This window comes from Kribbella pratensis, from assembly GCF_004365355.1.
In the GTDB taxonomy this organism is placed as follows: domain Bacteria; phylum Actinomycetota; class Actinomycetes; order Propionibacteriales; family Kribbellaceae; genus Kribbella.
Map to the genome: position 1 here is coordinate 937,272 of NZ_SODP01000001.1, position 26,838 is coordinate 964,109.

At 67.8% G+C, this 26,838-nt stretch carries 25 protein-coding genes and 1 pseudogene; 15 read left to right on the forward strand and 11 right to left on the reverse strand.

What is annotated here, in order from left to right:
- Nucleotides 1–8: 8 nt before the first annotated feature.
- The 5 genes from EV653_RS04355 (at nucleotide 9) to EV653_RS04375 (ending at nucleotide 4,737) form a co-directional block, all read left to right on the forward strand.
- Entirely contained in the window at nucleotides 9–773 is a 765-nt protein-coding gene (locus EV653_RS04355; protein ID WP_134098166.1) for a lysophospholipid acyltransferase family protein, read from the forward strand.
- Between the two features lie 35 nt (nucleotides 774–808).
- Nucleotides 809–1,201 (forward strand): DUF2237 family protein, encoded by a 393-nt coding sequence (locus EV653_RS04360; protein WP_134098168.1) that lies wholly within the window; start codon nucleotides 809–811, stop codon nucleotides 1,199–1,201.
- A 43-nt stretch (nucleotides 1,202–1,244) separates the two neighbouring features.
- Nucleotides 1,245–2,618 carry a class II 3-deoxy-7-phosphoheptulonate synthase gene (locus EV653_RS04365; protein WP_238159560.1) on the forward strand — a complete coding sequence of 458 codons (1,374 nt, stop codon included), beginning with the start codon at nucleotides 1,245–1,247 and terminating at the stop codon, nucleotides 2,616–2,618.
- Entirely contained in the window at nucleotides 2,615–3,637 is a 1,023-nt protein-coding gene (locus tag EV653_RS04370) for a threonine aldolase family protein (RefSeq protein WP_134098170.1), read from the forward strand. Before EV653_RS04365 ends, EV653_RS04370 begins: the two co-directional genes overlap by 4 nt.
- A 122-nt stretch (nucleotides 3,638–3,759) precedes the next feature.
- Complete coding sequence (locus tag EV653_RS04375; RefSeq protein ID WP_134098173.1) at nucleotides 3,760–4,737, forward strand: ribose-phosphate diphosphokinase; 978 nt, start codon at nucleotides 3,760–3,762, stop codon at nucleotides 4,735–4,737.
- A gap of 217 nt (nucleotides 4,738–4,954) precedes the next feature.
- Here the strand turns inward: EV653_RS04375 and EV653_RS41980 are convergent, their stop codons facing one another.
- The 3 genes from EV653_RS41980 to EV653_RS04390 all read right to left on the reverse strand — a co-directional run bounded on the left by EV653_RS41980 (nucleotide 4,955) and on the right by EV653_RS04390 (nucleotide 8,285).
- Nucleotides 4,955–6,454, reverse strand: a complete 1,500-nt coding sequence (locus EV653_RS41980; RefSeq protein ID WP_238159561.1) for a DUF4389 domain-containing protein — start codon at nucleotides 6,452–6,454, stop codon at nucleotides 4,955–4,957.
- A gap of 122 nt (nucleotides 6,455–6,576) precedes the next feature.
- Nucleotides 6,577–7,389, reverse strand: coding sequence for an ABC transporter permease subunit (locus EV653_RS04385; RefSeq protein ID WP_134098175.1), 813 nt, complete (start codon nucleotides 7,387–7,389; stop codon nucleotides 6,577–6,579).
- Nucleotides 7,386–8,285, reverse strand: coding sequence for an ABC transporter ATP-binding protein (locus EV653_RS04390; RefSeq protein ID WP_134098177.1), 900 nt, complete (start codon nucleotides 8,283–8,285; stop codon nucleotides 7,386–7,388). The genes EV653_RS04385 and EV653_RS04390 overlap by 4 nt, the downstream gene beginning before the upstream one ends.
- 129 nt (nucleotides 8,286–8,414) lie before the next feature.
- Between EV653_RS04390 and EV653_RS04395 the strand changes: the two genes are divergently transcribed.
- The 4 genes from EV653_RS04395 to EV653_RS04410 all read left to right on the forward strand — a co-directional run bounded on the left by EV653_RS04395 (nucleotide 8,415) and on the right by EV653_RS04410 (nucleotide 11,461).
- Entirely contained in the window at nucleotides 8,415–9,557 is a 1,143-nt protein-coding gene (locus tag EV653_RS04395) for a sensor histidine kinase (protein WP_134098180.1), read from the forward strand.
- Nucleotides 9,554–10,210: a response regulator gene (locus EV653_RS04400; RefSeq protein ID WP_134098182.1), complete on the forward strand. Its 657-nt coding sequence runs from the start codon at nucleotides 9,554–9,556 to the stop codon at nucleotides 10,208–10,210. The genes EV653_RS04395 and EV653_RS04400 overlap by 4 nt, the downstream gene beginning before the upstream one ends.
- 22 nt (nucleotides 10,211–10,232) lie before the next feature.
- Nucleotides 10,233–10,472, forward strand: a complete 240-nt coding sequence (locus tag EV653_RS04405) for an OsmC family protein (RefSeq protein ID WP_166679288.1) — start codon at nucleotides 10,233–10,235, stop codon at nucleotides 10,470–10,472.
- Nucleotides 10,473–10,819: 347 nt separating this feature from the next.
- A complete protein-coding gene (locus EV653_RS04410; RefSeq protein ID WP_202871477.1) occupies nucleotides 10,820–11,461 on the forward strand; it encodes a hypothetical protein in 642 nt (213 codons plus the stop codon).
- A gap of 585 nt (nucleotides 11,462–12,046) precedes the next feature.
- On the opposite strand, the gene EV653_RS04415 is transcribed toward EV653_RS04410, so the two are convergent.
- Both EV653_RS04415 and EV653_RS04420 read right to left on the reverse strand, forming a co-directional pair.
- On the reverse strand, nucleotides 12,047–12,826 hold the full coding sequence (locus EV653_RS04415; RefSeq protein WP_134098187.1) for a hypothetical protein: 780 nt from the start codon (nucleotides 12,824–12,826) through the stop codon (nucleotides 12,047–12,049).
- A gap of 272 nt (nucleotides 12,827–13,098) precedes the next feature.
- Nucleotides 13,099–13,461: a hypothetical protein gene (locus tag EV653_RS04420; RefSeq protein ID WP_134098189.1), complete on the reverse strand. Its 363-nt coding sequence runs from the start codon at nucleotides 13,459–13,461 to the stop codon at nucleotides 13,099–13,101.
- Between the two features lie 399 nt (nucleotides 13,462–13,860).
- Between EV653_RS04420 and EV653_RS04425 the strand changes: the two genes are divergently transcribed.
- The 3 genes from EV653_RS04425 (at nucleotide 13,861) to EV653_RS04435 (ending at nucleotide 15,207) form a co-directional block, all read left to right on the forward strand.
- Complete coding sequence (locus tag EV653_RS04425; protein ID WP_134098190.1) at nucleotides 13,861–14,124, forward strand: toxin-antitoxin system YwqK family antitoxin; 264 nt, start codon at nucleotides 13,861–13,863, stop codon at nucleotides 14,122–14,124.
- A 283-nt stretch (nucleotides 14,125–14,407) separates the two neighbouring features.
- Nucleotides 14,408–14,599 (forward strand): hypothetical protein, encoded by a 192-nt coding sequence (locus EV653_RS04430; protein ID WP_134098191.1) that lies wholly within the window; start codon nucleotides 14,408–14,410, stop codon nucleotides 14,597–14,599.
- An 89-nt stretch (nucleotides 14,600–14,688) separates the two neighbouring features.
- The gene (locus tag EV653_RS04435; RefSeq protein WP_134098193.1) at nucleotides 14,689–15,207 is read left to right on the forward strand and encodes a DUF4265 domain-containing protein; all 519 of its coding nucleotides are present in this window, start codon (nucleotides 14,689–14,691) and stop codon (nucleotides 15,205–15,207) included.
- 45 nt (nucleotides 15,208–15,252) lie between these two features.
- Here EV653_RS04435 and EV653_RS42660 read toward each other — a convergent pair whose 3' ends face one another.
- Both EV653_RS42660 and EV653_RS04445 read right to left on the reverse strand, forming a co-directional pair.
- Nucleotides 15,253–15,600 (reverse strand): S1 RNA-binding domain-containing protein, encoded by a 348-nt coding sequence (locus EV653_RS42660; protein ID WP_134103898.1) that lies wholly within the window; start codon nucleotides 15,598–15,600, stop codon nucleotides 15,253–15,255.
- Nucleotides 15,601–15,854: 254 nt separating this feature from the next.
- Nucleotides 15,855–16,232 carry a hypothetical protein gene (locus tag EV653_RS04445; protein ID WP_134098195.1) on the reverse strand — a complete coding sequence of 126 codons (378 nt, stop codon included), beginning with the start codon at nucleotides 16,230–16,232 and terminating at the stop codon, nucleotides 15,855–15,857.
- 470 nt (nucleotides 16,233–16,702) lie between these two features.
- On the opposite strand from EV653_RS04445, the gene EV653_RS04450 reads away from it, so the two are divergent.
- Nucleotides 16,703–17,059: a nuclear transport factor 2 family protein gene (locus EV653_RS04450; protein WP_134098197.1), complete on the forward strand. Its 357-nt coding sequence runs from the start codon at nucleotides 16,703–16,705 to the stop codon at nucleotides 17,057–17,059.
- Nucleotides 17,060–17,311: 252 nt separating this feature from the next.
- On the opposite strand, the gene EV653_RS04455 is transcribed toward EV653_RS04450, so the two are convergent.
- Both EV653_RS04455 and EV653_RS04460 read right to left on the reverse strand, forming a co-directional pair.
- Complete coding sequence (locus EV653_RS04455) at nucleotides 17,312–17,914, reverse strand: hypothetical protein (protein ID WP_134098199.1); 603 nt, start codon at nucleotides 17,912–17,914, stop codon at nucleotides 17,312–17,314.
- A 71-nt stretch (nucleotides 17,915–17,985) separates the two neighbouring features.
- On the reverse strand, nucleotides 17,986–19,059 hold the full coding sequence (locus EV653_RS04460) for a DUF3068 domain-containing protein (protein WP_134098200.1): 1,074 nt from the start codon (nucleotides 19,057–19,059) through the stop codon (nucleotides 17,986–17,988).
- A gap of 110 nt (nucleotides 19,060–19,169) precedes the next feature.
- Between EV653_RS04460 and EV653_RS04465 the strand changes: the two genes are divergently transcribed.
- Together EV653_RS04465 and EV653_RS04470 are read left to right on the forward strand one after the other, a co-directional pair.
- Nucleotides 19,170–20,930, forward strand: a complete 1,761-nt coding sequence (locus EV653_RS04465) for a hypothetical protein (RefSeq protein ID WP_134098201.1) — start codon at nucleotides 19,170–19,172, stop codon at nucleotides 20,928–20,930.
- Complete coding sequence (locus EV653_RS04470) at nucleotides 20,927–22,138, forward strand: acyltransferase family protein (RefSeq protein WP_134098202.1); 1,212 nt, start codon at nucleotides 20,927–20,929, stop codon at nucleotides 22,136–22,138. Before EV653_RS04465 ends, EV653_RS04470 begins: the two co-directional genes overlap by 4 nt.
- A gap of 800 nt (nucleotides 22,139–22,938) precedes the next feature.
- Here the strand turns inward: EV653_RS04470 and EV653_RS42840 are convergent.
- A pseudogene (locus EV653_RS42840) lies at nucleotides 22,939–26,049 on the reverse strand (alpha-(1->3)-arabinofuranosyltransferase); the annotation flags it as partial.
- Nucleotides 26,046–26,792: a class I SAM-dependent methyltransferase gene (locus EV653_RS04480; RefSeq protein ID WP_202871478.1), complete on the reverse strand. Its 747-nt coding sequence runs from the start codon at nucleotides 26,790–26,792 to the stop codon at nucleotides 26,046–26,048. The pseudogene EV653_RS42840 and the gene EV653_RS04480, both read right to left, overlap by 4 nt.
- Nucleotides 26,793–26,838: the final 46 nt, after the last annotated feature.

Genomic DNA, 26,838 nt, shown 5'->3' on the forward strand with positions numbered 1-26,838 from the left:
CGAGGCGGATGCTGTACCTGTTCCTGAGACGGTTCCTGGTCGCACCACTGGTCAAGCTGCTCTTCCGGCCGAAGGTGACCGGCGTCGAGCACGTGCCGACCACCGGACCCGCGCTGCTGGTCAGTAACCACCTGGCGTTCTGCGACTCGATCTTCCTGCCGGTGTCGGTGCCGCGGCAGATCGTCTTCCCGGCCAAATCGGAGTACTTCACCGGTCCAGGCCTGAAAGGCAAGCTGGTCGCCACGTTCTTCCGGTCGGTGGGTCAGATCCCGATCGACCGGTCCGGCGGGCGCGCCTCGCTGGCCGCGCTGAACACCGGATTGCGCATCCTCGAGGAGGGCGGTCTGTTCGGCATCTACCCCGAGGGCACCCGCTCGCCTGACGGCCGGCTGTACAAGGGCAAGACCGGCGTCGCGCGGATGGCGATCGTGGCCGGCGTCCCGGTGATCCCGGTCGCGATGATCGACACCGAGAAGCTGCAGCCGCCGGGCAAGATCCGGCCGAACTTCTTCTACCGCGAGAAGGGCCGGTTGCTGCCGCGCCTGGTCCGTCCGGGTGTCGCATTCGGCAAGCCGCTCGACTTCTCCCGGTACGAGGGCATGGAGCGCGACCGCTTCGTGCTGCGCTCGGTCACCGACGAGATCATGTACGCGCTGATGGAGCTGTCCGGCCAGGAGTACGTCGACATGTACGCCGACAAGGCCAAGGAGCTGATCAAGGCCGGCGAATCGGTCGACGAGCACCTGCGACTCGGCGACACCAAGGCGAGCTGACCCGCTTCGGGGCCGGTCCGGGCGAGGATGTCGCCATGGACAGCGACCTGAACGTGCTCGGCGGACCGTTGGAGGAGTGCGGGACCGACCCGGTCACGGGCTTCTACCGCGACGGCTGCTGCACGAGCGGCCCCGAAGACCTCGGCAGTCACACCGTCTGCGCGGTGATGACCGCGGACTTCCTCGCCCACCAGTCCTCGGTCGGGAACGACCTGATCACACCCCGCCCCGAATACAACTTCCCCGGCCTCGAGCCGGGCGACCGCTGGTGTGTGGTCGCCGCCCGCTGGCTCCAGGCGTACCACGCGGGCGCCGCGTCTCCCGTCGTACTCGCCTCCACCCACGCCCGCACGCTCGACACGGTTCCGCTCACCGTCCTCCGCGAGCATGCCGTCGACGTACCTTCCGATCCAGGCTCGCTGACCTGAGATGGTCACCTTCGGTTCCAGGCCCTGGCCTAGAGTTGGCCCCATGCAATTTGCGACGTTGACGGCTGGGGAAGTGCCGGGGGTTCCGAGTCTGGACGACCTGCGGGGGCTGAAGCCGCTGCAGCAGCCGGAGTGGCCGGACGGGGCCGTGCTGGACCAGGTCATCGCCGAGCTCCGGACGCTGCCGCCGCTGGTGTTCGCCGGTGAGTGCGACGACCTGACCACGAAGATCGGCGCAGTCGCGCGCGGCGAGGCCTTCATCCTGCAGGGTGGCGACTGCGCGGAGACGTTCGCAGGCGTGACCGCGGAGAACATCCGGGCCAAGCTCCGGGTGCTCCTGCAGATGTCGGTCGTCCTGCAGTACGCCGCGAGCGTGCCCGTGGTCAAGATCGGCCGGATCGCCGGGCAGTACGCGAAACCGCGGAGCTCCGGCGAGGAGACGCGCGACGGCGTCACGCTCCCGTCGTACCGCGGTGACGCCGTCAACGGCTTCGACTTCACGCCCGAGTCGCGGATCCCGGACCCGAACCGGCTGCGCGGCGTCTACAACGCGGCCGCCGCGACGCTGAACCTGACCCGCGCATTCACGACGGGTGGGTACGCCGACCTGCACCAGGTGCACGCCTGGAACACGGACTTCGTGAAGTCGTCGCCGGTCGGCCGCCGCTACGAGCAGCTGGCGTCGGAGATCGAGCGGGCGCTCGCGTTCATGCGGGCCTGCGGAGCGACGTCGGACGAGTTCCGGACGGTCGACTTCTACGCCTCGCACGAGGCGCTCATCCTCGAGTACGAACACGCCCTGACGCGGATCGACTCGCGGACCGAGCAGCCGTATGACGTGTCCGGCCACCTGCTCTGGGTGGGGGAGCGGACCCGTCAGCTGGACGGCGCGCACGTCGAGTTCCTCGCCTCGCTGTCGAACCCGCTCGGCGTCAAGATCGGCCCGACCACGACTCCGGAGTACATCCGGGCTCTGATCGACAAGCTGAACCCGAAGGGGATCGAGGGGCGGCTCACGTTCATCACGCGGATGGGCGCGGGCAAGATCCGTTCCGCGTTGCCGCCGTTGCTGGAGGCGGTCCGTGACCACGGTTCGCCGATCGCGTGGGTGTGCGACCCGATGCACGGCAACACGTACGAGACGCCGAACGGGTACAAGACCCGCAACTTCGACGACGTGATGGACGAGGTGCAGGGCTTCTTCGACGCGCACGAGCAGGTCGGGACGTGGCCGGGCGGCGTACACATGGAGCTCACCGGCGACGACGTGACCGAGTGCCTCGGCGGCGGTGAGGAGCTGGTCGCGGAGGATCTCGTGAACCGGTACGAGACGGCCTGCGACCCGAGGCTGAACCGGCACCAGTCGCTCGAGCTCGCCTTCCTGGTCGCTGAGCGGCTGCGGGGCGCGCAGGCATGATCGATCTTCGTTCGGACACCGTCACGCGGCCGTCCGCTTCGATGCTCGCCGCGATGACGGCCGCGCCTGTCGGCGACGATGTGTACGGCGAGGACCCGACCGTCAACGCGTTGGAGGAGCACGTCGCGGGGCTCCTCGGGCACGAGGCCGGGCTGTTCACGGTGACGGGCTCGCTCGCGAACATGCTCGGCGTACGGGCGTTGGTGCCGCCGGGTGGCGAGGTGCTCTGCGAGTCGAGCGCGCACATCGTTCGGGCCGAGCTCGGGTCGCACGCGGCCGTGAGCGGGGTGACGTCCCGGACCTGGACGGCGCCCGCCGGTCAGATCGACCTGGAGCAGATCCGCGCACTGATCGCGGCCGACCTCGGTCCGTACTTCGTCCGGACGTCCGCGGTCTCGGTCGAGAACACGCACAACTTCGGCGGCGGCGCGATCCAGCACGGGTACGACGCGCTCGCCGACGAGCTCGACGCTCGCGACATCCCGCTGCACCTGGACGGCGCCCGGCTGTGGAACGCCTCCGTGGCTTCCGGCGTACCGATGGCGGCCTATGCTTCGCGGGCTGCGGCTGCCAGCGTGTGCCTGTCGAAGGGCCTGGGCGCCCCCGTCGGCTCGGTGCTGGTCGGCTCCACTGAGCTGATCCGCGAGGCGCGGGTCTGGCGCAAGCGCCTCGGTGGCGGTTGGCGGCAGGCGGGTGTGCTCGCCGCGGCGGGGTTGTACGCCGTTGAGCACAACGTCGAGCGGCTGGCTTCGGACCACGCGAACGCTCGCGCGATCGCGGAGGTACTCGCCGACGCCGCACCGGGCTCGGTCAAGCCGGATCAGGTCGAGACGAACATCGTGGTCGCCGATCTAGCTGCTACCGGTCGCACGGTCGCTGAGGTCGTAGCGGCCGCGGAGGAGGCCGGCGTACTGGTCGGCGGTGTCGGCGCCACCCAGCTCCGGATCGTGACGCACCTCGATGCCTCGGCCGAGGACTGCCGCACGGCCGCGACGGTCCTCGCCCGTCTGGTCAGCTGAATCGGTCGGCGAAGTGTTGAGCTTTCCGCTCGATGCTGTCGCTGCCCGATGCCCTCGGCGTTCCCGGGGCGGCTGCGCCAGGTAGGCTGCCTGCGTCGGGGTCGCAGCGTTCGGGGAGAGCCGTGCGAGAGATCGTCGTGTTCAGCGGAAGTGCCCACACGGAGTTGGCGGAGCAGATCTGTACTGATCTCGGCGTACCGCTTTCACCGGTCGAGATCCACCGTTTCAGCAACGACTGCCTGCAGGTTCAACTCCAGGCGAACTGTCGGCAACGCGACGTGTACATCGTGCAACCCCTGGTGCCGCCGACCCAGGAGCACCTGATGGAACTCCTGCTGATGATCGACGCCGCTCGCGGTGCGTCGGCCCAGCAGATCACCGCGGTCATCCCGCACTACGCGTACGCACGCTCCGACAAGAAGGACTCGTCCCGCATCTCGATCGGCGGCCGCCTCGTCGCGGACATGCTGACCACGGCCGGCGCCCATCGAGTCCTGACGATGGCCCTGCATGCGCCGCAGGTGCACGGATTCTTCTCCGTACCGGTCGATCACCTGACCGCCATCGGCGTACTCGCCGACCACTTCCGCGGCCGCGACCTGAGCGACACCGTCGTCGTCAGCCCCGACCTGGGCAACGCAAAAACCGCGACCCAGTTCGCCCGGTTGCTGGGCACCCCGGTCGCTGCCGGCAGCAAGCAGCGCCTGGCCGACGACCGGGTCGTGATCGACGCGATCGTCGGCGACGTCGCCGGCAAACGCGCGATCATCCTCGACGACGAGATCGCCACCGGCGGCTCCATCATCGAACTCCTCGACCGCCTGAAGGACCGAGGCTGTACGTCGGCCGCCGTAGCCTGCACACACGGCCTGTTCGCCGGCCCCGCCGTCGAGCGCCTCCGCTCCCACCCCTCCATCACCGAGGTCATCAGCACCGACACCGTCCCCCGCCCCGACGGCTTCCCCGAACTCCAGGTCACCTCAGTAGCCGGCCTCTTCGCCGAAGCCATCAAACGAATCCACGACGGCGAATCAGTCAGCAGCCTCTTCGACGGCGTAGACCCCACCCACGCCCCACCCCAACCCAAACTCCCCTTCTAAAACAGGGCAATCACCCGCGCGTCCTCCGCAACCGCTTCCTCCGCCGCCCCGCTCCTCAACGCACCCGCTCCGCCCGCCCCCCGGCTCATCGCCGATGCATCCTTTCCGGCTACCGCCGGAATCTGCGGGCCGGCCCCACCAAGAACCGCGGTAACTCCGTCGACGCCGCACCGCTCCGCCGGGTACCCACCGCGAGCGCGGTGACGGCAAGCATCGGTCACGCCTTCACCTCGCGGCGTGGGTGACGCTCCTCGACCGGCGATTCGAAACCGGTCGTCGACGGCGCGTCGGGTGTGCTCGGCGTGGCCGCGACGCCATGAGGCTCCGCCGGTCCCTGGTCCAGCCGGAATGGTGGGTAGGTGCCGGTCATCAAGGCGATGTAGGCGGTCACGCGGTAGACCCACCGGTTCAGGCCGACCAGGAGGTCGAACAACGACGCCGGATAGCGGCCGGTGAACAGCAGTAGCAGTCCGGCAGCCAACGTCAGCGCGCCGATCAGTCCGCCGACGGCGAACTGGATGCCGTGCGCGTCACCGAACTGCCACGTGCCCACGAGCACGCCCACCACGATCAGGTGCGGTAGCGCCAGCAGCCAGGACTTGACCAGCACCAACCCGCGCGAGAGCCGCTCGGGGTAGGTGATGTCGAGGTCGGCCGGGTAGTCGGTGTGGTCGAGGGTGAACGGCGGGTAGCGGTCGGTGCCGGTCGCAGCCGTCGCGTAGAACTGCACCCGCCAGGTCCACCGCAGGATGCCGACGTTGAGGTCGAACAAGCCACGCGGGTAGCGGCCGGTGACCAGGATCGCGAAGAACACCACCACGGTGAGCACCGCGAAGACCAGCCACAGCCGCGCGAGCACCACGAAGTGCGGGATCGCCAGGAACCACTTGACCAGCCAGAGCCCACGGTTCAGCTGCGGGTCCTGCGCGCCGACCAGAGTCACCGGCGTGTCGGGCCGGGCGCCTTCCGGAGGCTGACCAGGCGAGGCCTGGCCGGGGACCCGCGGTCCCGGTGGCCTGGCGCCGTACACGACGAGCAGAGCGCTGCCGAGTATCAGGGCGCCGCCGAGCAGGCCGCGGCTCCATGCCAGAGGTGTGAGCCAGCCGAGGCGCCCGCCCGCGGACAGGTCGACGTCGACCCCCGGGGAGCCGTCGAGGTTCATGACCACGGCGGTATAGGTGCCGGGCTTGACGTCCCAGGTCAGCGCCTGGGTGCCGGGGCCGCTGGCCTGTGCGGTCCAGAACCGCCGGTCCGTGGGTGGCGTGCTCAGGTCACCGCCGATGCCGCGCCGGGTCAGCGAGTACTCGAACGGGTCGGAGCGCAGGTCGCTGATCTCGTCGTACGACGCGCTGCCCAGATACCGCGCAACGTCGGCGCTCGGTGCGATCCCGATGAAGACGGCCCTTGCGCCCTCGGACCGGGCGCTCAGCCGCACGGTGGCGGGGTGATGGTCGGCCCACCAGTCGTTGGGGCCGGCCTTGCCGAGGTTCACGACCTCGCTGGAGAGGGCCACCGTCTGGGTGCTGAGTTGCTCGGTCGGGGTGCTGAAGAACCCGTCGTCGTCGCGCTGGGTGGCCACGGCCCAGCCGAGGCCGAGGCCTCCGAGCAGCAGCGGGAGGCCCATGAGGGCGAGCAGGATGCCGATGACGAGGGGGACGGGGCGGTTCCTGCGGGAGGCGGTGCGGCCTGGCTCAGGTGGCGGGGTGTAGGTGGTCATGGTTGTGGTCTCCTTTCTCGCCGCCAGGCGACGTCATGACGGGGGCGCTAAGCCGACGCACCCCGAAGCGGCGGTATCCGGAACCCACAGTGGGGTTCCGGATACCGCCGCCCGTGGTGCGACTACTTGACCTCGGAGCGGCGCAGGGACAGCAGTCCGATGACGAGGGGAAGGACGATCCAGATCATCGTGGTCGAGCCGAGCATCGCCCACTCTTTGACAGTGTTCGTGGCGCCATTGAGGAGCGCCACCTGCGTGTAGTGCCAGTCGATCCACGGCTGCAGGTCCTCGAACCACGAACGCACCTGAGCCAGGAGCGCGAGGATGCCCGGCATGACCAGTGAAGCGACGAAGTAGCCCACGATCGCGGCCGCGGAGTTGCGCAGCACGACACCGAGGGCGAAGCCGAAGGCCATGCCAACCAGGTTGTAGAGCATCATCTGGAGTGCCATGGACAACGAAACGTCCCACGCGGTGTCGACGCCTGCGAGCGCGGACCCGGCCACGTTGCCGAGGGCGCCGACCGCGAAGGCGACGGAGACGGCGCCGAGGCCCACCAGGAGGGTCGCGATCGCCTTGGCGCCGATCATGCGGCCGCGGCTCGGCACCAGCGTGAAGGTCGTGAGCCCACTTCGCTGGCTCCACTCACCTGTGACGGCCAGGATCGCGATGATCGGCAAGATCACCGACATCGGGAACCCGCTGGCCCTCACGAAGTTCTGGTAGGTGACGTCGCTGTTGAGGCCGAGGACGAGGAGCGACCCGGCCGAGATGGGCGACAGGACGCCGATGCTGATGAGCATCCAGAATCCCGAGCGGGTGTTGAACATCTTGCGCAGCTCGACCTTGACGAGTCGGGTGGTCCGGATGGGCTGGGCGGTCCGTCGGGCCGGCTCGGCCTCGATGGTGTCGGGAGGGACGATCGTGGCGGTCATGCCGCAACTCCTTCGCGTTGGGTGTCGGCAGTGAGCGACAGGAACATGTCTTCGAGCCCGGTGCCCTCGGCGGACCGGAGCTCGGTGAGGGCGATGCCAGCTGTCAGTGCCACCGCCCCGACCCGAGCCGGGTCGGCATCCGTGCGGACCCAGCCGTCCCCTGCGAGCGTGCTGGGGATCCCGGCCCGTTCGAGGGCGTGCGCGAGGTCGCGCGGTGACGGCGACCGGACGAGCGTCCCCGCTGCGGCCAGCAGCTCTTCCTTGCTGCCGGACGCGACGATCTTTCCCTTGCCGATCACGACCAGGTCGTCGGCGATGACCTCGATCTCGTGGAGCAGGTGTGAGGACAACAGGACGGTGCCGCCCTGGCTGGCAAAGCCCGTCAGCAGGTCGCGCATCCACCGGATCCCGGCGGGGTCGAGCCCGTTCGCTGGTTCGTCGAGGATCAGCACCCGGGGGTCCCCGAGCAGTGCGGTGCCGATGCCCAGTCGCTGACGCATGCCAAGGGAGTAGTTGCGCACTCGGCGCTTGGCCTCCGAAGATGTCAGGCTGACGAGCTCGAGCATCTCGTCGACGCGGCGACGGGGCAGACCCATGGTGTCAGCGGCGATCGTAAGGATCTCGCGTCCGGTGCGACCTGCGTGCTGGGCAGAGGCGTCCAGCAGGACGCCCACCTCCAGGCCGGGGTTGGGGAGGTCGGCGAACCGTTCTCCGTTGATGGTCGCGGTGCCGGACGTCGGGACGGTCAGACCGACCATCACGCGCATCGTGGTGGACTTGCCGGCGCCGTTCGGGCCGAGGAAGCCGGTGACGCGACCCGGCAGGGCGGTGAAAGAGACGTTGTCGACGGCGGTGAAGCCGGCGTACCTCCGGGTCAGTGACTCAACAGTGATCATGTGACCACCCTCGCCGCGTCGCGGCGTGCGCACATCCGCGTCCAGGCCGGACCTTTCTCGGCCGTCGGGAGGAGCAGCGTCTCGTTCTTTCGGTCGGTCCCCGGGGCCTCGGCTGTCTAGGCTGGACGGGTGATCACCAACGCCCTGCGCTCGCTGTGGGCCGAGCCCCGCGCAGCCGCCGCTCCCGAACGGGGGCGGCGCGACTGGGCGCTGGTGGGGGTGTTGATGATAACGGCGCTGCTCGAGGGAGTCCTCCGGGACCACGTCGCCTGGCGACCGTTCGCGACGATCGTGGCAGTCGGACTCGCGCCCGTGCTGCTCTGGCGGCGTACCCAGCCCTTGGCCTGCGTCATGGTGGGCTTCGGCACCGCGATGGCGTTGGGACTGGCGACCCTGGCGGGCGGCCCCTCGCACCTGGGGCTCAACGCAATGATCTACATCCTGGTGCTCGTCTACGCGCTGGTCCGCTGGGGCTCAGGGCGCGAGATCGTGATCGGGCTGATGTTCGTGCTGATCGCTGCGGTAATCGGTACGGTCGCCGACTACACCGGCCCGTCCGACTTCATCGGCGGGTTCGGCATCCTGGCAGCGTCAGCAGCGGGCGGAGCGGCGTTCCGCTACCGCGCCGAGAGTTGGCGACGGGCGCTGGAGCAGATTCGCAGCCAGGAACGGATAGGACTCGCGCGCGAGCTGCACGACATGGTCGCCCATCACGTCTCGGCGATCGCGGTGCAGGCGCAGGCGGGCCGGGCGCTGGCCGGGCAGCGACCCGAAGCGCCGCTCGAGGCGCTGGCGGCCATCGAAGGGGAAGCATCGCAGACGCTCGCGGAGATGCGGGCGATGGTCCGGGTGCTGCGCGAGGGAGCGCCGGCGGAGTACACCCCCCAGCCCGGCGTCGCCGACCTGGTGTCCCTCGCCCGCCGCGACCCGGTCCCGGTCGTCGAGGTGGAGTTGGCTGGTGATGTGGCCGGACTTCAGCCCCAGGTCGATGCAGCCGTGTACCGGCTGGCGCAAGAGGCGCTGACCAACGCGCTGCGGCACGCGCGAAACGCCTCGCGTGTGGAGATCCGGGTCGTCGAGGGGGCAGGAAGGCTGCGGCTACGCGTGACCGACGACGGACAGATCGACCCGGCCCGGCCAGCGGGCCGCGGCTTCGGGCTGCTGGGGATGACCGAGCGCGCGCAGCTGCTCGGCGGCACCCTGCGTGCCGGACCAGCGCCCGAGGGCGGGTGGGCGGTCGACGCCGAGCTGCCGACGGAGGTGGGCAGATGACGGTACGCGTACTGGTGGCCGACGACCAGGACCTGGTCCGAACCGGCCTCTCCATGATCCTTGAAGCGCAGCCCGACATCGAGGTCGTCGGCCAGGCCGCCGACGGCCACGCCACGGTCGAGCTGGCGCATCGGCTCCGCCCCGACGTGTGCCTGGTCGACATCCGGATGCCCGGGCTCGACGGCATCGAGGTGACCGAGCTCCTCGCAGGGCGGGGCGTCCCGGACCCAATCGCGGTGGTGGTGATCACCACCTTCGACCTCGACGAGTATGTTCACGGCGCGCTCCGGGCCGGCGCCCGAGGCTTCCTACTCAAGGACGCCGGGCCGGAGCTGCTCGTCCAGGCCGTGCATGCCGCCGCCGCCGGCGATGCCCTGATCGCGCCGAACATCACCCGGCGGCTGCTGTCCACCCTGGCCGCCAGGGGACCGTCGAAACGGCGTACCCAACCGATCGAGCCGCTCACCGACCGCGAGGAGGAGGTGCTGGCGCTGGTCGCCCGTGGCCGCACGAACGCCGAGATCGCCGCCGACCTCTTCATCGGCCTGACGACCGCCAAGACCCACGTCGCGAGCCTGCTGACCAAGATCGGCGCCCGCAACAGGGTCGAGATCGCGATGTGGGCCTACGACACCGGCCGAGTGGGGGACTGAAGGGGTCCCAATCGTCGCGGACGTGGTTCTGAGACTGATCGCTCGACAGGAAGGGATCTGCCTGGCGGAGTCCTCCGTCACAGCCCAGGTCGCCATGGGGCCACGAGGCGCTGCATACGCCCTGAAGGTCCGGCTCATCGTCACCCTGCCCGGCATCGAGGCCACAACGGCTCATCGACTGGCACAGGCGGCCAAGGGCGTCTGCCCGTACTCCATCGCGACCAAGGGAAACATCCCGTTCGCGCTGGAGATCGCTTCCTGAAGGCCGGCAGCTCACAGGACGCATGTAGCGGCCTTCACTGGCTGCCACAGTCGGGCAGGACCGCGGGCTGGCCGCCCCAAAGGACGAGAGATGGATCGTTCCTTCGGCCGAACGCGCACGACCTCTAAGCCGATCCGCCAGTCGTCGAAGTCAGCAACCGTGGAGTCATTGGTCATCCGACCGCAACGAAGGAGTCTGAGATGAGATCACCGCGGAACGCCCCCACTGCACTGGAGTCCCCCCGCGGGCCCGTGAGCGCGGAAGCGGCAACGACGGGATCCAGCCCGGCCCGAGCGCTCCGAGAGCGGGTGGTCGGCGCTACGGCAATCACGTTGGCAGCGTCGCTGGTGATCGAGAACTTGGTTGTCCTGGCGGGAGCGCCGGCCTACAGCGCCCCTATCAAGGAGGTGCTGGCCTTCCATGAGGGGCACCCGGTTGCGGTCGCGATCGCGGTCGGCATGGAAGCGCTGAACGTGCCGCTGCTGCTCGGGTTCCTGGCCGGTCTCCACGGGCTCACCGGGCGCCGCGGGGGTCACGCGGGCGCGGACTGGTCGCGCCTCGCGATGGCCGCGGGCGCCTGTTACTCCGCGGTCGTGATGACTTACGCCGTTTTGTGGGACGGTGTCGTACTGGCCGCAGGCAAGCTCACCGAGCCGACCCCAGCGTTCGAGCTCGCCTGGCGCATGCACGCGGCAGCGTTCGCGCTATCGCTGCCGGCACTCAGCACTACATTGATCGGCGCTGCACTAGCGACACACGCGAAAAGGCTGACGCCCCGGTGGCAGTTGCTGTTCGGCGTGGCCGGGGGAGGCCTGCTGCTCGCGGCCGGGGCGGCCAGTCTCGCGGTCGCGGACGGCTCGGCATTCCTGTTCGTGGGAGTACCCGGCTACTTCGCTTGGATCGTATGGGTACTTGCCACCGGCGTGCGGCTGGTGCGCGCTCGAACAGCTGACCGTGCTGATGGCGCAATGACCTCCGAGGAAGAATGACGCTTTGTCGAAAACGTCTCCGAAGTTGGCACAAGGCATTGCGAATGCTGCTGTCGCAACATTCGCGGAGGAACCGTGCCCACTCTTCGCTGGACCGGTTAGGACCAGGTCGATGCTCCACAGCAGGTTGTCGCGATGGCCTCGCGGTTGCCCCGGAGGCGGTACCGCTCGATCCCTGGGTTTCTGCGCTGGGTGCCGCCGCGTACGCGGCCAAGGCCGCCGGCGTGGCATCCCCAGACAAACCCGCAGCAGTAGAAGCCGAGATCCAGTGGCAGCTCGGCCAGGCGTCAGCGCGGGTCAGCGATGCTTTGCGGGCTCTCCCTCCGATGAGCGTGAACCGCTCGGGCCCTCTGGGCCAAGGGCTGCTGTCGCCTGGAGAGCTGGGCGCCATCATCCCAAGGTTTGCAGGAGGGCCTCATCCAGCCGTAGTCGCCTGAGCGGGCCGGCAACCGCCCACGACACACGTCCGCTCGCCGCAGATAGCGTGCGCTGCGGCAACCGGATCTGCCGCTGACAGCGCGAACCAACATGCCGAGACCGGATGGGTTCGAATCGCTTGCGGCAGTTGCGGACGCGGGCGGGTGTTTATGACGGGCGCCTGAGGTCAGTGAGGAATCGGTCGGGGGCGCGGCGGACGTAGAGCGTCGCCAGCGCGAGGCCGCCCACCCAGACCGTCGCGCCCCAGAACACGAATGTGGTCGAATACTCGGCCAGGTTGGTGCGGCGTCCGCCGAAAAGATGGCCGGCGGCCTCGTACGCGGGCCAGGTCAGCAGGGGGATCACGGTGAAGAACAGGACGTAGGGCAACGCCTGGCATGCGAGCCAGCGTGGCCAGGTGCGGCGGGCGCGCCACCGGGCTCGCAGCGGGATGTTTCGGTAGGGCATGAGCACGGAGGTCAGTGCGCCGATGCCGAGCCACAGCAACACCACGAACACGTCAAGCAGGTCTTCGGTAAGGGATGGCGCCAGCCGGTTCATGCGGGTGATGTCGAGTTGCGCGGCGACGGAGACGGCGAGGGTGATGGGCAGCAGAAGCGAGGCGAGAACCAAGTCCTTCGACAGCAGGATGTGCACGATGTGATCGCCGTGATCGATGCGCGACAACACGTTGGCTGCGTCGTCGCCGAGCTGGTTGGTGGTGAGTGTGCTCGCCAGCACCCATGCCGCTAGTTCTGCTGCCGCTCCGGCAAGTTTGAGGCCGCCAGTCCGCGGGCTGTAGCGCTCGTAGCCGACAAAGGCCGCGGCAAGGATCAGGTTGGCGGTGAAGGCGATCAGCCAGGATCGGCGGTGCGAGAAGGTCCAACGGAGCTCATCGACGTACTCCCGTCGCACCGGCACATGGGCGTTTCGTGGGGAGTCGGCCATCAGGCCCTCCGGAGGTCGCTTCGCGTATGGTCAAACCGTAGCCGGAGGGGGCCGAGATCGGGTCCCCGACCACCGATGTCTTGCTCAGTCTCTGGGCGCCCGGCCTGAGACGCTTGCCCGGGCTCGTGGAGGTCGCGCCGACACCGAAGACCGCCAGCATCGTGCGATGCAGCCGCGTCGTGTCGGCGGCACGGTTGTCAACGTCCTGATCTGCCGCAATCCGCTCATGCCGAATTCAGGGCGTTGGTTCCATTCGCGTGGCGTTGCGGTGCTCAGAGGTCAGCCGGCGTGCGCAGTGCATCCAACGCGACAAGGCCCGGGTAGGTCTGGCGGGATGGGTACTGGCGGCGGTAGTAGCAAGACCAGTAGCTGGTCGCACGCTGTTTTGTGAGCGCCGTGTAGCACGGATTGTCGGCGAGGAAGGTCGCGAAACCCTCGGGCATGTTCGGGCGAGTCGGCAGACTCTCAAGGACGAAGCGCTCGACGTCGGCACAAATCTCGACGACGTACTCGCCGAGGAGCTGGACAACGAACGGGATGACGCAGGCGTCATCCGACGCGAGGATCCGGGACGCGAACTCTTGACGGACGAATCCATCGTGATGCCGGGAGTAGATGCAGGACAAGACGAGCATGCGCTCGTCATCGAGCTGGCGGAGAAGCGACTGCTCGGGCCTCGGGTTGTAGATCCTGGAGGGGATCGATACCGGTTCGCTCGCGAGACGGAGGTCCGCGCAGGCGCGTCTGTTGCTTGTCGCGATATCCCCAACTGGTTCGTGGGCGCTTGCCGGTAGCGACCCGATGACCTCCGATGCGGCGGAGTGCAGGCGCGATGGAAAGGCTCGCACCAAGGTCTCGGTCACCCGAAGACAATAGCCGCCACAACGCAATGACATGCCGCTGTCCGTGCGCGCTCATCCCCCGTGAGCACTACGCGGAGAGGGACGTGGCATTGTGCTCGCGTGAACGAGGGCCAGGAAGGCAGTGCGTTGCGGGTGCCCGACAGTGAACTGGAGTTTGGGCCAGACTTGGTCATGCACTATCGGGGTCAACCGTTCACGGGCATCGCCTTCGACGTCATGGAGGACGGCACCCGAAGCGAACTCTCATATGTCGACGGTCTACAGCATGGACCGGCCCGGGACTGGGATGCCTCAGGACGGCTCCGAGCCGAGGACTTCTGGCGTACCAACGTTCGCCACGGCGTGAGTCGTACCTACGACGAGAACGGTGCTGTGATCTCAGAGCAGTGGTGGGACCACGACACGAGGGTGAACGCTCCGCCGTCTGACGAGTGAGGCCACCGCCTCAATCCGGGCGCGAAGCTCGAACGCACTCATGTGCCGCGGAGAGTCAAAAGTCGGAACTGCCGATGACCGTGCAGGATGGAAGGCTGCTCTGCGTGGAGTTCGTCTGCGACATCTGGCTGGGTGTGATCGATGACCCGCCCGCCCACAACGAGATCCGAGCGTTCTGGAACGTCAAGGAGAACCGGGTTCTCGAGTACCTTCCTCATGGGCATCGATGTGGCTCGGCTGCACCAACGCCGGTGACTATCCCAGCCCCGGACGAGCGGGCGCCGTGTTCGACGTGCTGTTTCTCCTCGGGACTACGCCGAACTACAACGCCCCAGCGATCACGAGAGAACTGATCGACCGGCTCCTGGCGGCGTTCGCGTCGGCGCCTGAATCGACCCTGCCCGCGACGCCGATCGACTCACTCCGGGAGTTCCTGAAGCGCCACGAGGGTCGCTATCTCGTGTGCGAGGGCTGAGGTCGAAACGCACTCTCATGCCGCTGTCTGCGCGGTCGTTCACGGCCATGAGCGGATGAGCAAATGGCCTGGGCCATTAGGCTTCCGCCATGCCTGATCAGTACCGAGAGCATCCCGGGGTGACCTGTCACGCCCTGGATGGAGCGCTGGTCCCGATCCCTGCGGTTCAGGAGTCCGACGCGACCGTATGGTTCGCGATACCGACTGAGCCGGACGCTCCGCGGATCTGGGAGGGCCTTCGTGCGCGTCGTAGCCCGGGCCGCGAGACAGCAGAGATCTGCGCGGTGCCCTTGTTCGCCTACGACCTCAACTTCGGCGACGAGGTGGCAGTCATCGCATCCGGTGAGGGTGCGCTAGTCGCTACAGCCATCGTGGTCGACGGGGGCAACTACACGTTTCGGATCTGGCAGGAGGATGCGGACGAGGCTGCGCTGAGTCAGGTTGCGGTCGAATTCGCTGAGATGGGTTGCCTGATCGAGGGCTACAGCGGTCACCTGCTCGGTCTCTCCTGCGATCGGGCGTTGGGCCAGGCAGTCGCGGACGAACTTTATGCCGGCGAGCGGGACGGGCGATTCACGTATGAGACTGGACGACAGCGAACACACTGATCTGTTGCCGACAGTGAAAGCTCGGAACTGTCGATGTGCGGGCCGTCAGCGATTGGCGCGGTCAAAGTCTGACGGACGCATGCTCAGGCGGATCTGTCGGTTGTGGTCGGTCGCGCCGATCACGACGGCGCGGACCTGCGAGGCAACGGGTGGATAGTCGTCCGGTGACACTGGCTGGTGCGCATCGTCAAGAAGCATTGGGATCTCGACCAACCCGATGATCCGCTCACCAAGGTCAACGAAGAAGCCGAACCGGTGATGACTGATCACCGTCCCGTCAACGACGCACCCTGGCCGGTAGCGACGAACCGCGTCGGCCCACTCTTCGTCAGACGGTGTGGATCGGGACTCAAAGGCAGCCCATTCATCACTCAGGCCGTTCAGATCCCCGATGGTGCCACATCCCGCGGAAACGTCCGGTCATGGAGCCGACAGTGCGCTCAGTGGCCGACGTGAGGGTGATCCAGCACTACGATTCTCCTGTTGTCGGAACTACGGACCGATAAAGCACGTGGTTGCGTGTCAGGCACTCCGGACCCCACGCGGCGCGACGTGCTCTCGGGCCCATCGTTGTCCCTGCGTTCCTCCGCAAACGCCGCGGACGATAGTGCGGACATGCCGATGAGCGAGTGCCGAGGTCATGCGGATCAGTGTCCGTCGAACGCGAAGCGCTCACCCACCTGCGGGTCATACAGCGGACAGCCGAGCCCGATCGCTACATTCACGATGCGGTTCATGTTGTCGCCAGACATGCCGCGACAGTCCGCTCGAAGGTGGTGCCGAGACCACGTGACTTCGAGTCCCGCTCGTTGAGTCGGGCTGACCCACGTGAGCCACTCACTGGCACCGTTGGCCTCCCGCGAAGCCCCGGGAAATGAAGCCACCAGTGCGTCTAGGAAAGCATCCACCGGTATGTCGTTGAGACCCGGCACCGATCCTCTCTCGTCCATCAGTTCCTGATAGATCGATTCCGGGTCCAGAGTCTGGGAAGCGCTTTGCTGCCAGAAGACGAGTTCGTAACTCACGTAGGGAGTCTGCCATGGGGTCGTCGCGACGTCGGAACCGACGCGATGACGCTGTGGTCGTCCGCATGACGCGTGAGGTGGCTCAACGGCTTTGCTTTGCGATCTCCGCGGGCTACGAGGCCGTCTCGCGTCCGGAGTACGACATCCGACATGGGCTCTCGCAGCCGCAGGTCCGCCAATTGGTGGATGCGATCGAGATCACCGTTAGGCATGGTGACGCCAAGATCTCCGTCCCTCTCGAACCGGGGTGGAGAGGTTGAGAACGCCAGAAGGCGGCGCCCGCTCCAGTAGGGCATGCGGTCGAGGCGGCGCCGGCGATCCGGCACCCTAGCGCTCGCGATGTCTGCGGGACGTCCTGATCGGCCGAAACAGCGCTGCAATGGATCGGTATCGAGGCGATGACGGAAGAGCAGGACCGCGCGCACACTGAAGCGTGACGACTCAGCTTGCAGCGAGCCACGGAGACCCAAATGTCGACCGATGACACCAGTCGCCTCATGCACGCTTACTTCGAGGCACTCGGGACGGGTCACTTCAGACAGTTCCTCACGGACGATGTCACATGGACCACGATCCAGAACGGCGCCGACATACGCGGCGCCCCAGCGGTCGAAGAGGCCATAAACGGCCTGCACGCCCGCATGTCCGATCTGAAGACCCGCCAACTTGTCCTCGCAGACGGCACGGCCTACCTCGAGGGAACCTGCGCCGGAAAGGACGGCAGACCCCGGATTCCCTACTGCGTAGCCTATGACCTTGCCGGTGATCGGATCGCCGCGATGCGCGCCTATGGCGAAATCGCGTCGTTCATGGCTCCTTCCCAATAGCCACCCGCGCGACGGCCAGCAACTACGCACCCGGGAGTGGGAACACGACGGTGCGACGTACGGCGGGGACGAGCCGCCGGGCGAGGCGTACGGCCAGGTTGAAGACTTCGAGTACGACGACCGGGGAGACTTTCAGGCTGACGACCTACGCGTTCCACATCGAGTTCACTGCGTCGCGGCTGACCATCACATCTATGCCCCGCCGATGATCATCCGGGTCGGGAACTCCGCGGGTGGGCTCGTTTGCCGCGTTCAGGCAACGAATGTTGGGTCGGTGTAGCCCATGGCGCGCATCTTTGTGGCCGAGAAGACGATGATGATCTCGTCGCCCGGAATGGCGACCTGCTCCATTGACGGATATCGCGGGATCCCGGCCACGAACCAGACGGGGCCGGTGCTGAAGTCCAGACGCAGTGAAGTAGGAACGTCGACTACATGCGCGGCGTCGACGATCTCGCCGGTTGACCGGATGGCTGGGCCGAGTTCGAGCCGCTCCCACGATGTCGTCGTACGCAGTACTGGTGTGTTCAGGAAGCCTGTCCAACGAGATTCGCCGTCGGGGCCGATGCGTTCCGGGCCGTACTCTCCCAGGAGAAGGTGGCGTTCGATGGGTTCGGGGAAAACTTCCACACCGTAGGGGTAGAAGGTGCTGGTCCAGGTGAGAGTCACGGGGCCGGAGTCCGTGGAAAGCTGTAGACCCATGACGGCGTGGTGCCAGTCTCCGTAATCCCACCGAGCGGGATCCGGACCGTAGTTGTGAATGTCCCAATAGTCCACCGCGTGGATGCGAAGCCCTTCAAGCGCCTGCACCTTCCGGTCAAAGGTGGCCCGTGCGTCGGGGTCGTCGACTGTCACCAGGTCATAGTGCCCGAACCGGAGGCCCTGTCAGACGAAACGCACTCTCATGCGGCAGATCCTCGGCCGGCTCAGCGTGAATCTGATCCGCGGACTTGGCGCACGATGACGAAGCTCAGGAGTAGGAGGCCGAGGATGAGGGATACGAGAGGGATCCAGAGAGAGATCGCCTGGAGCTGCGCTGCCTTCGCCTGGTAGCCACCTTCGGCAATGTTGTTTTCCTTGACGCCCTTGACGTTCTTGTGCACGGTGGCGTCGTCGTAGGCGATGGTGACCTTGGTGGCGGTGAGTTTGTCCTCGCCCTTGTACGCGATGGTCGCGAGCTGCTGCTCCTGGCCCTTGATGATGGCTCCGGTCACAGGCTCGATCCACAGGGTCCGCGTGTTCTGGTAGGTACGCTGCACCGCGACGGACGGTTTGCTGGGGTCGTCGACGAGCGCGCCCGGGACCATGAGCGCCTTCGCCACCGGGATGTTCTGCTTCGGGATCACCTGCTCGAAGACGTACACCTTGAGCCCGTCCAAGTGCTCAACCCGCTTGTAGTCGATCGGAAAGGCCTTGCGCAGCGTCGTGTCCCAGAAGGTGTAGCTCTTCTTCTCCGTACCGAACGGGAACTTCAGCACCAAACCCTCATGGCCCTGGAAAAGCGCGCTGTTCCGGTTCGGCTTGAGCCGGTCTGCCTTGTCCAGCGTGGTGGTGATGTACTCGCCGCTGTTGTCGTTGCCGGTCGGGTTCCAGCGCACCGCCTCACCGGTCTTCGCGTCCAGCACGACCCGCTCCTGGACAAAACTCAACGGCATCTCGGCCGTCTTGGAGGCATCGTCGGGGAACTGGTAGTTCTTCGAGTCGTCGGTCACCACCGCGGTGTCGAAGACGACCACCTTGCGGTTCAGCGCCTTGCTGATCTTGTCGGCCGCGACGACATCGCCGCGGACGGTGCGGCGCGCCTCGAGATCGACGTGGTCCTTCTGCTTCAGGTCCGCGGCGCTGAAGATTGTGGCGTCCGCCCCGGTCGACACGGTGTGCGCGACCTGCCCTGGGGGCGCGACCGCCAACGTCGGGTATGCGTAGAACCTGGCCAGCGCCGCAACGCCGATGAAGAACACTCCAAGCCCCACCAGCGCCGCACGACTACGAGTCCCCACTGCATCCCCTCCCGGTCTGTGCGCGGGACGCTACCAGCGGGTAGCGGCCTTGACCAGACGCCGAGTACGACGAGTTCGAAACGGCCCGGACTGGCATATAGTCGCGGCCCATGAGGGGGATCTCAGGGCGGCCGGCGACGCCGGAGACATCGGTTCTCCGCGGTGTGCTGGTCGCTGTCGCGGTGCTGCAGGCGGTCGGGCTCGGCCTGCTCGCACGCCGCGGCTCCTGGTTGACCGACGACCTCGAGTTCCTGGTCCAGGGCGACCGCGGATTCGCGCCGAAGGAGCTGCTGACCCCGCTCAACGACCACATCGCCCCCGGCCTGCGGCTCGTCTACGCGGCCTTCGCGGCGATCGCGCCGCTCAACCACGACGTCACGATCGGCTGGCGGATGGCGATGCAGGCGATCGCGACCGTGCTGATGGGCATGCTGCTGCTCCGGATCCTCGGCCTGACCTGGTGGGTGGCCATCGGTACGGCGATCTACGCGCTGGTGCCGGTCAGCATGCCGTCGTTCCTGTCGCTGTCGAGCGGCGTGAACAACCTGTCCGCCCACGTCTTCGGCCTTCTGTTGCTTCATGCAACGATCGACTGGTACGGCGGGCACCGCCGCCGGGCCGTTGCCTACGGCCCGCTGTCGCTGCTGATCTCGCTGGCCTGCTGGGAGAAGTCCGGCCTGATCCTCTGCACAGCCGTTGCCCTTGCCCTCTATCTGCGCGACGAGCCGTTCCGCAACTGGCTGCGCCGTACCTTGCCGTACGCCGCCGCGCTCGGCCTCGCCGTCTTGGGATTCGGAGTCCTCTACCTGACCAGCGGCAACCCATCGGCCGGTCGCGTGCCATCGCCGGCGGACCTTGGCCGACTGGTCGCGCAGAGCTTCGAGGTGCCGTTGACCGCGGTCGTCGGCGGTCCCTGGCGATGGGCCGATACCGGGCAGGTGTTCAGCCTCGCCGACCCGCCGATCGCAGCAGTCGTGCTGGGGGGACTGGTCACCGCTGTGCTGCTGGCCGTCGCATGGCGGCGAGACCGCCGCGCGCTGCTGCTCTGGGGCGCGGTGCTCGGCTACGTCCTCGCGACGGTCGCGCTCCTGTCGTACGGCCGGTTCGGCGTCTTCGGATCCGTCTTCACCGTGCACTACCACTATTGGTCCGATCTCTCGATCCCGCTGACGCTGGCCGTCGTACTGACCGCCCAGAACCTACGGATCGTGGTTCCGGCCGTGGTGCTGACCGGAGCCCTCGCCGGAGTGGTGGTGTCCGACGCCGGGTTCGCCGATGAGTGGGGTAAAAACCCGGCCAAGGCGTACTTCGCGACCGTCGATGCTGAGCTGGATCGCACCGGGCCGAACGTGAACCTCTGGGACACGACGTTGCCGCCACCGATGGGCAGCGCGCTCATGTCCGACCGACGGCTGTCGCCGGTACTGCGGATGGCCGGACGGCGCTTCCAGCTACAGGAACCGGGCAGTGAACCGCTGCTCGTCGACGACAGCGGTCACATCCGGCCGGCCCAGTTCGTCGTCTGGTCCAGGGACAAGCCGACTGCGCAGCCGAACAAATTCTGCAGCCTGTTGCTGCACGGGAACGGACCGTTGGTCATCCCGCTGGTCCCGACGCGGGACGAGGTGGCGACCGCCGAGTGGTTCGTCCGGGCCGCCTACTTCTCGAACCGCGAGAACCAGGTGTCCGTCGAGTTGGTCGACGACGCGGGCCGGGTCGCGGCGCTGCCGGCCAAGAACTGGCCGGGCGGGGTGGGCACGATGTACTTCGGTCCGTCGGAGCGGATCCGCGCCACCCAGCTGCGACTGCGTTCCACCGATCCCGCGACCAACCTGTGCGTTGCGAACCTCGAGATCGGACTGCCCCGATGAAAGTCCGATTCCCGGCGCTGGACGGGCTACGTGCGATCGGGGCGCTCGCCGTCCTGACCACCCACGTCGGGTTCCACACCGGCGCGTCGCTGAACGGCCCGTTCGCCGGACTGCTGGCCAGGCTGGACGTCGGTGTCGCGATCTTCTTCGCGATCTCCGGGTTCCTACTCTGTCGTCCGCATTTTGCCGCCTGGTTCGAAGGCACTCCGCGACCCAGGACGACGCCGTACCTGCGGAACCGCGCGCTGCGGATCCTGCCCGCGCTGTGGATCGCTGTCCTGCTTGCTGCGCTGCTCCTGCCGCACAATGCCGACGTCACGTGGGTCATCTATCTCCGGCACGCAACGCTGACGCAGATCTACCTCGACGGACCTCCTGCGGACGGTCTGACCCAGCTGTGGAGTCTGTCGACCGAGGTCGCGTTCTACCTGCTGCTGCCGTTGCTGGCGAGGCTACTGACCGGCCGCAGCCGCCCGAGCCGGCGTGGTGTCGCAGCGCGTCTCTCCGCACTCGTGGTGCCAGTGCTCGTCGGTCCTGTCTGGATGGCGTGGATAACGGCGACCGAACATCCGCGGGCCGGCTTGTGGTTGCCCGGGTACGTCGGCTGGTTCGCGGTCGGCATGGGATTCGCCCTCTGGCAGGTGGCGCATCAATACGGCGTTCTCGCCACCCCGATGCTGATGACTCTGGCCAAAGTGCCTGGCACAGTGTGGACCGCGGCCGTAGCCCTGCTGATGATCGCGACCACTCCTCTGGCCGGCCCGTACAACCTGACGGCGCCGTCTGCCGGACAGGCGTTCATGAAGACGCTGCTCTACACAGCCGTCGCAGCCTGCGCCCTCTTCCCTGCGCTGACGCCGACACCACGATCCGCTCGGGTTCTGGGCGGCCGGGCGGGACATGTCGCCGGTGACATCTCCTACGGAGTGTTCGTCTACCACCTGATCGTGCTCGGCCTGGTCGAGCGGGTCACTGGTTACACCTTGTTCAGCGGGCACTTCGTCCTGCTCTTCCTGCCCACACTGGTGATCTCCGCTCTGGTTGCCGCGTCCAGCTACTACGGGATCGAGCGACCCATCATGCGCCTGGGTAGGCGGGACAGGTCGTACGACGTCTCGCCCGCGAGCAGCGCCGACGCACAGCCGAACAGCACCGACGCCTGGACCACGACCGAGGTCACTCCGGCGTGTCCGCCCGGCCAGGGCTGAGCCGCGGCCACCAGTGTCCCCGCGCCTACCGCAGTCGCCACCAACCCGAAGGCGATGCGTCGCGGTACCACCTGGGAGCAGACGGCCGCAGCAGCGACCGCAGCGACGCCTACCCACCCTGACATGAACATGCCGGCGACCAGTCCGATGCCGACAACGACCCAAGCCCGTGGACGGCGTCTTCCGCTGGAAGGCTCAGGTCCTGCCCGCCGCGACAGCAGTCCGATGCCCAGCACAAGCAGGCAGGCCAGCAGACCCACGAGCAGACCGGTCCGGTAGCCACGGTCCGGTCCGAAGCGTGCGGTCACGACCTGCTCGGCGCTCGCCGGAAGGATCCAGCCCTGCTGCCAACCGCCGACCCGAATCGGCGTGAGCTTGTGCCCGCTCTCGTCGTACGCCTCCCACCCCGCGTTGTAGTTCTGCGCGACCGCCAGCACCGACTGCTCGTCCCTTGCGGGTACTTCGGTGCTCAGCTCGGCCGGACTCGAGCGCACGACGTCGACGCTCCGCTCGGGCGGCGCATAGCCTGACGTCAGCGCCCGGACGGTCAGCTTCGCCCGGACCGGAACGAATCCACCGCCGGCCAGGAAGTCCACGGTGCGGCGTCCGGCCCGGAGCAGTACGCCGGAGTCCTTCCCGCAGGCCGTGAACGGCACAGGCCTGCGCTGCAACAGGTCCCGCACCGTGGCCTTGACCTGTGTGTCCACCGGTACCCCGTCGACCCGGACCCGGGGTCCGTAGCCGCAGACAGCGCCGGACCGGCCGTTCGGGTCGAGTGCCTTGCGCAGGTCGTCCGCTCCGACGAGTCGCACCTCGGCAACGCCGACCGGAGCGGTGCGCGCGATACCCGTGGCGGAGTCGAAGTCCAGCAACGGCTTGGCGCGGGTGAACTTCACCTCGACGGCCCGAGCTGTCCGCGCCGCGAACCGTACGTACCCTTCCGGATCGACCGCGGCGTGTGTCGGCGGCCCGCCGTCGAAGGAGAGCTCCACCTCTGTCGGCCGGGATGCCGTCAGGTACGGATCGGTCAGGAACTGCAGGGCGGTCACGCTTCTCCGTGCGGGCAGCCGCAGCGCGAGCCGCGGTGCGGTGTCGTCCGGAGCAGCTACCCAGCCGGTCCCGAGATCACGGTCGACAGCCGCGCCCGGCCGGCCCTCGGGTGCTGCCACAGCCCGGGAGGACGCGGTGGCCGTGATCGATCCCGGCACGACCAGCAGCCGCTCCAGCCCGTCGCCGTCCTTCGGCAACCCAGTACCGAACAGCTGGTACGTCGCGCTGTGCGGTACCTCGACGCTCCGCTGCAGCCCGGTAGGCTCCTCCGAGTCCGCGGCCTGGCTCTCGCTGCACAGCGGCCGCGTACCGACGTGCAGGCAGGCCGACCGCCCGATCTGCTGGTTCGTGAACACCAGCGCGCTCGGCTGTCGGTCAGGCGCCGGTACGACAAGCCTGTTCGCGGCCGTCATACCGGGCAGGGTCACCTCGGCGATCGACACCCCGTTCGGGTCCTTGCCGTCGGTGGTCGCGATGCTGAGACGGAGCCGCTGCGTCAGGCCCGGCGGCGCTGGTAGGTGCTGTGGGTCGCCCGTTCCCGCCACCACCGATGTCAGTGCTCCCGCGTCGGTCTCCACCCGCAGCGTCCGCACCGGTTCAGTCGTTGGCGCGACCAACGAGAACTGCACGCTCAGGCCGTCTATCGGGCGCGGGGCGGCGAACGTGAGCTCGAGCCACTCGCCGCTGGCGCGACCGAACCGCCCCGAGATCCACCGCGTCGACGGATCGCCGTCCACGGCCGCGAACGACCCGTTGCCGGCGCCGGTGTGCAAGGACGCAGCGGCGTCTGCGGCCGACGAGGACGCGCGGACGTCGACGAGGTCGCCGTTCCAGGCCCGAGTCGTCTCCTTTCCGTCGACGGCGTACCCGAGGGCTCGCCGGCCCTGCGTGCCGGGATCGGACGCCGTCAGAACGGGGGAGTAGTTGTTGGCGGGCCGGCCGAACGACACCTCCCGGCGCTGCACGCCATCGGTCTGGATCAACGGCAGATCGCTGAGTTTCCCCGCGGCATCGGGCGATGTGACCGCGCTGCGGTCGCCACCCAGCGCCGTCAACGCGGCCGGCACGTCTTCGGGCGCCCCTTGGACCTCGACCAGCCGGGACCGCGGCAGCAGTACGCCGGAGCTCGTCTCGCCCGCGTCATAGATCTCGACGCTCGGGTACGGCAGCCGCGTGTGGCCGTCGAGCGTCGCGTCCGGCTGCTCGATCGTGCTGCCGGTGACCGGCCCGAACTGCGCGACGCGGTCGATGCCTGCGTCGGCGAGGCTCTCATGGACGGCGAGCAGCGGTGTCGCCTGCGCGTCGTACCGCAGGTCGTTGCGGATCACGACGTACCGGACGCCGGCTCGGGTCAGCGCCTGGCGCAGGGTCGCGTCGCCCACCCCGGAGCCGAGGTGTCGTTCGATCTCGTCGAGCCACCGCGTCGCTCCCGCGGACCCGAGCGGTACTGCGTCGCGCACCGCCATCGGTCGCTTCAGCAACGCCTGGAACGGTTCGTCCTTGGTCGAGCCCCAGGTGAAGTCCGCGAACGACGAGGCCGGCACGACGAGTACCGAACCCGGTCCGGGCTGCCGGTCGAGCCAGGCTGCCGCGTCACGCCAGTAGGCCGGGACAGCGACGTACCCCTCGTGTCTGGGCAACTGGCCGAGAAGGGCCGGTGTTGCCGCCGAGACGATCAGACAGGCGACGAGCACGGGTACGACGCGGCGGTAGAGCCCGCGCGCAGTCGCCAGTTGGGTGAGTCTTTGCAGGGCGTGCGCCGCAGCCAGCGCCAGCGGCAATCGCACGACCAGCTCGAACTTGTGCGTGTTGCGAAGTGCTGCGAGCGGTCCGTCGAGCAGGTCGTGCAACTGCGGTGCCAGCGGCGAGCCGGCCGCACCCGCGTGTCCCAGCGTCAGCAGCAGGAGCCCTACGACGAAGGACAGTTGGAGAAAGCCGCGGTGGCGCAGCGAGCTCATTCCTAGCCCGAGCAGACCGACCAGAGCGATCGCTGCACTGACCAGGATCAGCGTCGGCTGCGTGACGTACAGCCAGCCGGCCGGCCAGCTCGGTCCGCCACCGCCGGACAGGAAGTTCAGCCACTGCGACGTACCGCGGAACGACTCGAACACGCTCGCCATACCGGTCGTCACGGCAGCGTCTTCGATCCAGTCGAGGAATGGTGGGCTGTACCGGCCGAGCAGTACCAGCGGCACGAGCCACCAGAGCGAGACAGCAGCGACGCAGCCGAGCCAGGCCGCGGTGACCTTGATTGTGCCGCGCCTCGTGATCAGCCAAAGCGCAGGAAGAACCAGTGTCGCGCCAGTCGCCACAGCGTTGACTCCACCGACAAGCGCGAACGCTACGGCAGACCAGCTGACCCGCCACCAGGTGGAGCGCCCCGTCGGCGTGACGAGCGGCAGGAGGACCCACGGTGCCATCGCCATCGGCCATACCTCGATCGAGGTGATCGAAAGCTCGCCGAGCATGCGGGGGCTCACGGCGTACAGCAGTGCGGCGGCGAAGCGAGTCCACGGAACGCCGTACTGTAAGGCGTTGCAGAGCTTCCAGACACCGACGAAGGCGACGCAGAGGACTACCGACCACCACAGGCGCTGTGTGATCCAGCCAGGCACGGACACGGTGTCGAGCAGCCAGTGGAACGGCCCCATCGGCAGCAGGTAGCCATACGCCTGGTTCTGCAGCTGGCCGAAGGCGCCTTGCGGGTCCCACAGGTGCAGAGCTCGCCCGAGGAAGGCGCCCGGTCCCGCGGTGAGGTCGAGCTTGGTGTCCGGCACGATCTTGCCGGGCGCCTGGTGGAAGCACAGCGCGACCAGCGCCAGGCAACCCACGATGACTCGAGCCCGCCAGATGACCTTCATCGGCGCCTTAGCACCAGCACGAGGTTCCAGGTGACGACCTCGCGCAGTCCGGGCACAGCGAGTACGCCGTACGCCCAGCGCGGGTGGTACCGCGGCGCAGCCGCTATCAGGTCCACGTCCGGACGCGTGCGCGCCCAGCGCAACCCGCTGGCGACGGTGATCGGGAAGAGCGACTCACCGAACCTGTTCTTCGGCGGACGACCCGTACGTCGCTGGTAGCGGACGGCCGCGCGGTGACCGCCCAGGTAGTGCCAGGGCGCGGTCTCGTGACCACCATGCGGTCCCCACCAACCGGTGTAGGACAGGAAGACCGTTCCGCCTGGCCGCGTGACCCGGACCATCTCGCCGGCCATCAGCCAAGGGTCCGGGACATGCTCCAGCACGTTTGACGAGAAGCAGACGTCGACCGATTCGTTTGCCACGGGCAGGGCCATCCCACTGCCGAGCACAGTTCTCGGCGCGGGAGCTCCACGCCCACTGAGCTCACCCAGGTCCGAGTCGACGGCGAAGTACGTCGCACCGGCTCGGCGGAACGCGTCGCCGAAGTACCCAGGACCTCCGCCGACGTCGAGCATCAGCGCTCCGTCCAGCCCGACATACTCGCTCAGCTGACCGACGGAGTCTTCAGCAAGCGTTTCATAGAAGCGATCCGGGTCCGTCTGCTCGACGCCGAAGGCGCGGAACAGCCGCATCGACCGGCCCAGATCGGCCCGCCACCCCCGGCGCACTGTTGCGTTCGTCATCCCCTGCACAGACGGACATTAACGGAACTTCTGAGGTCTGGTGGAG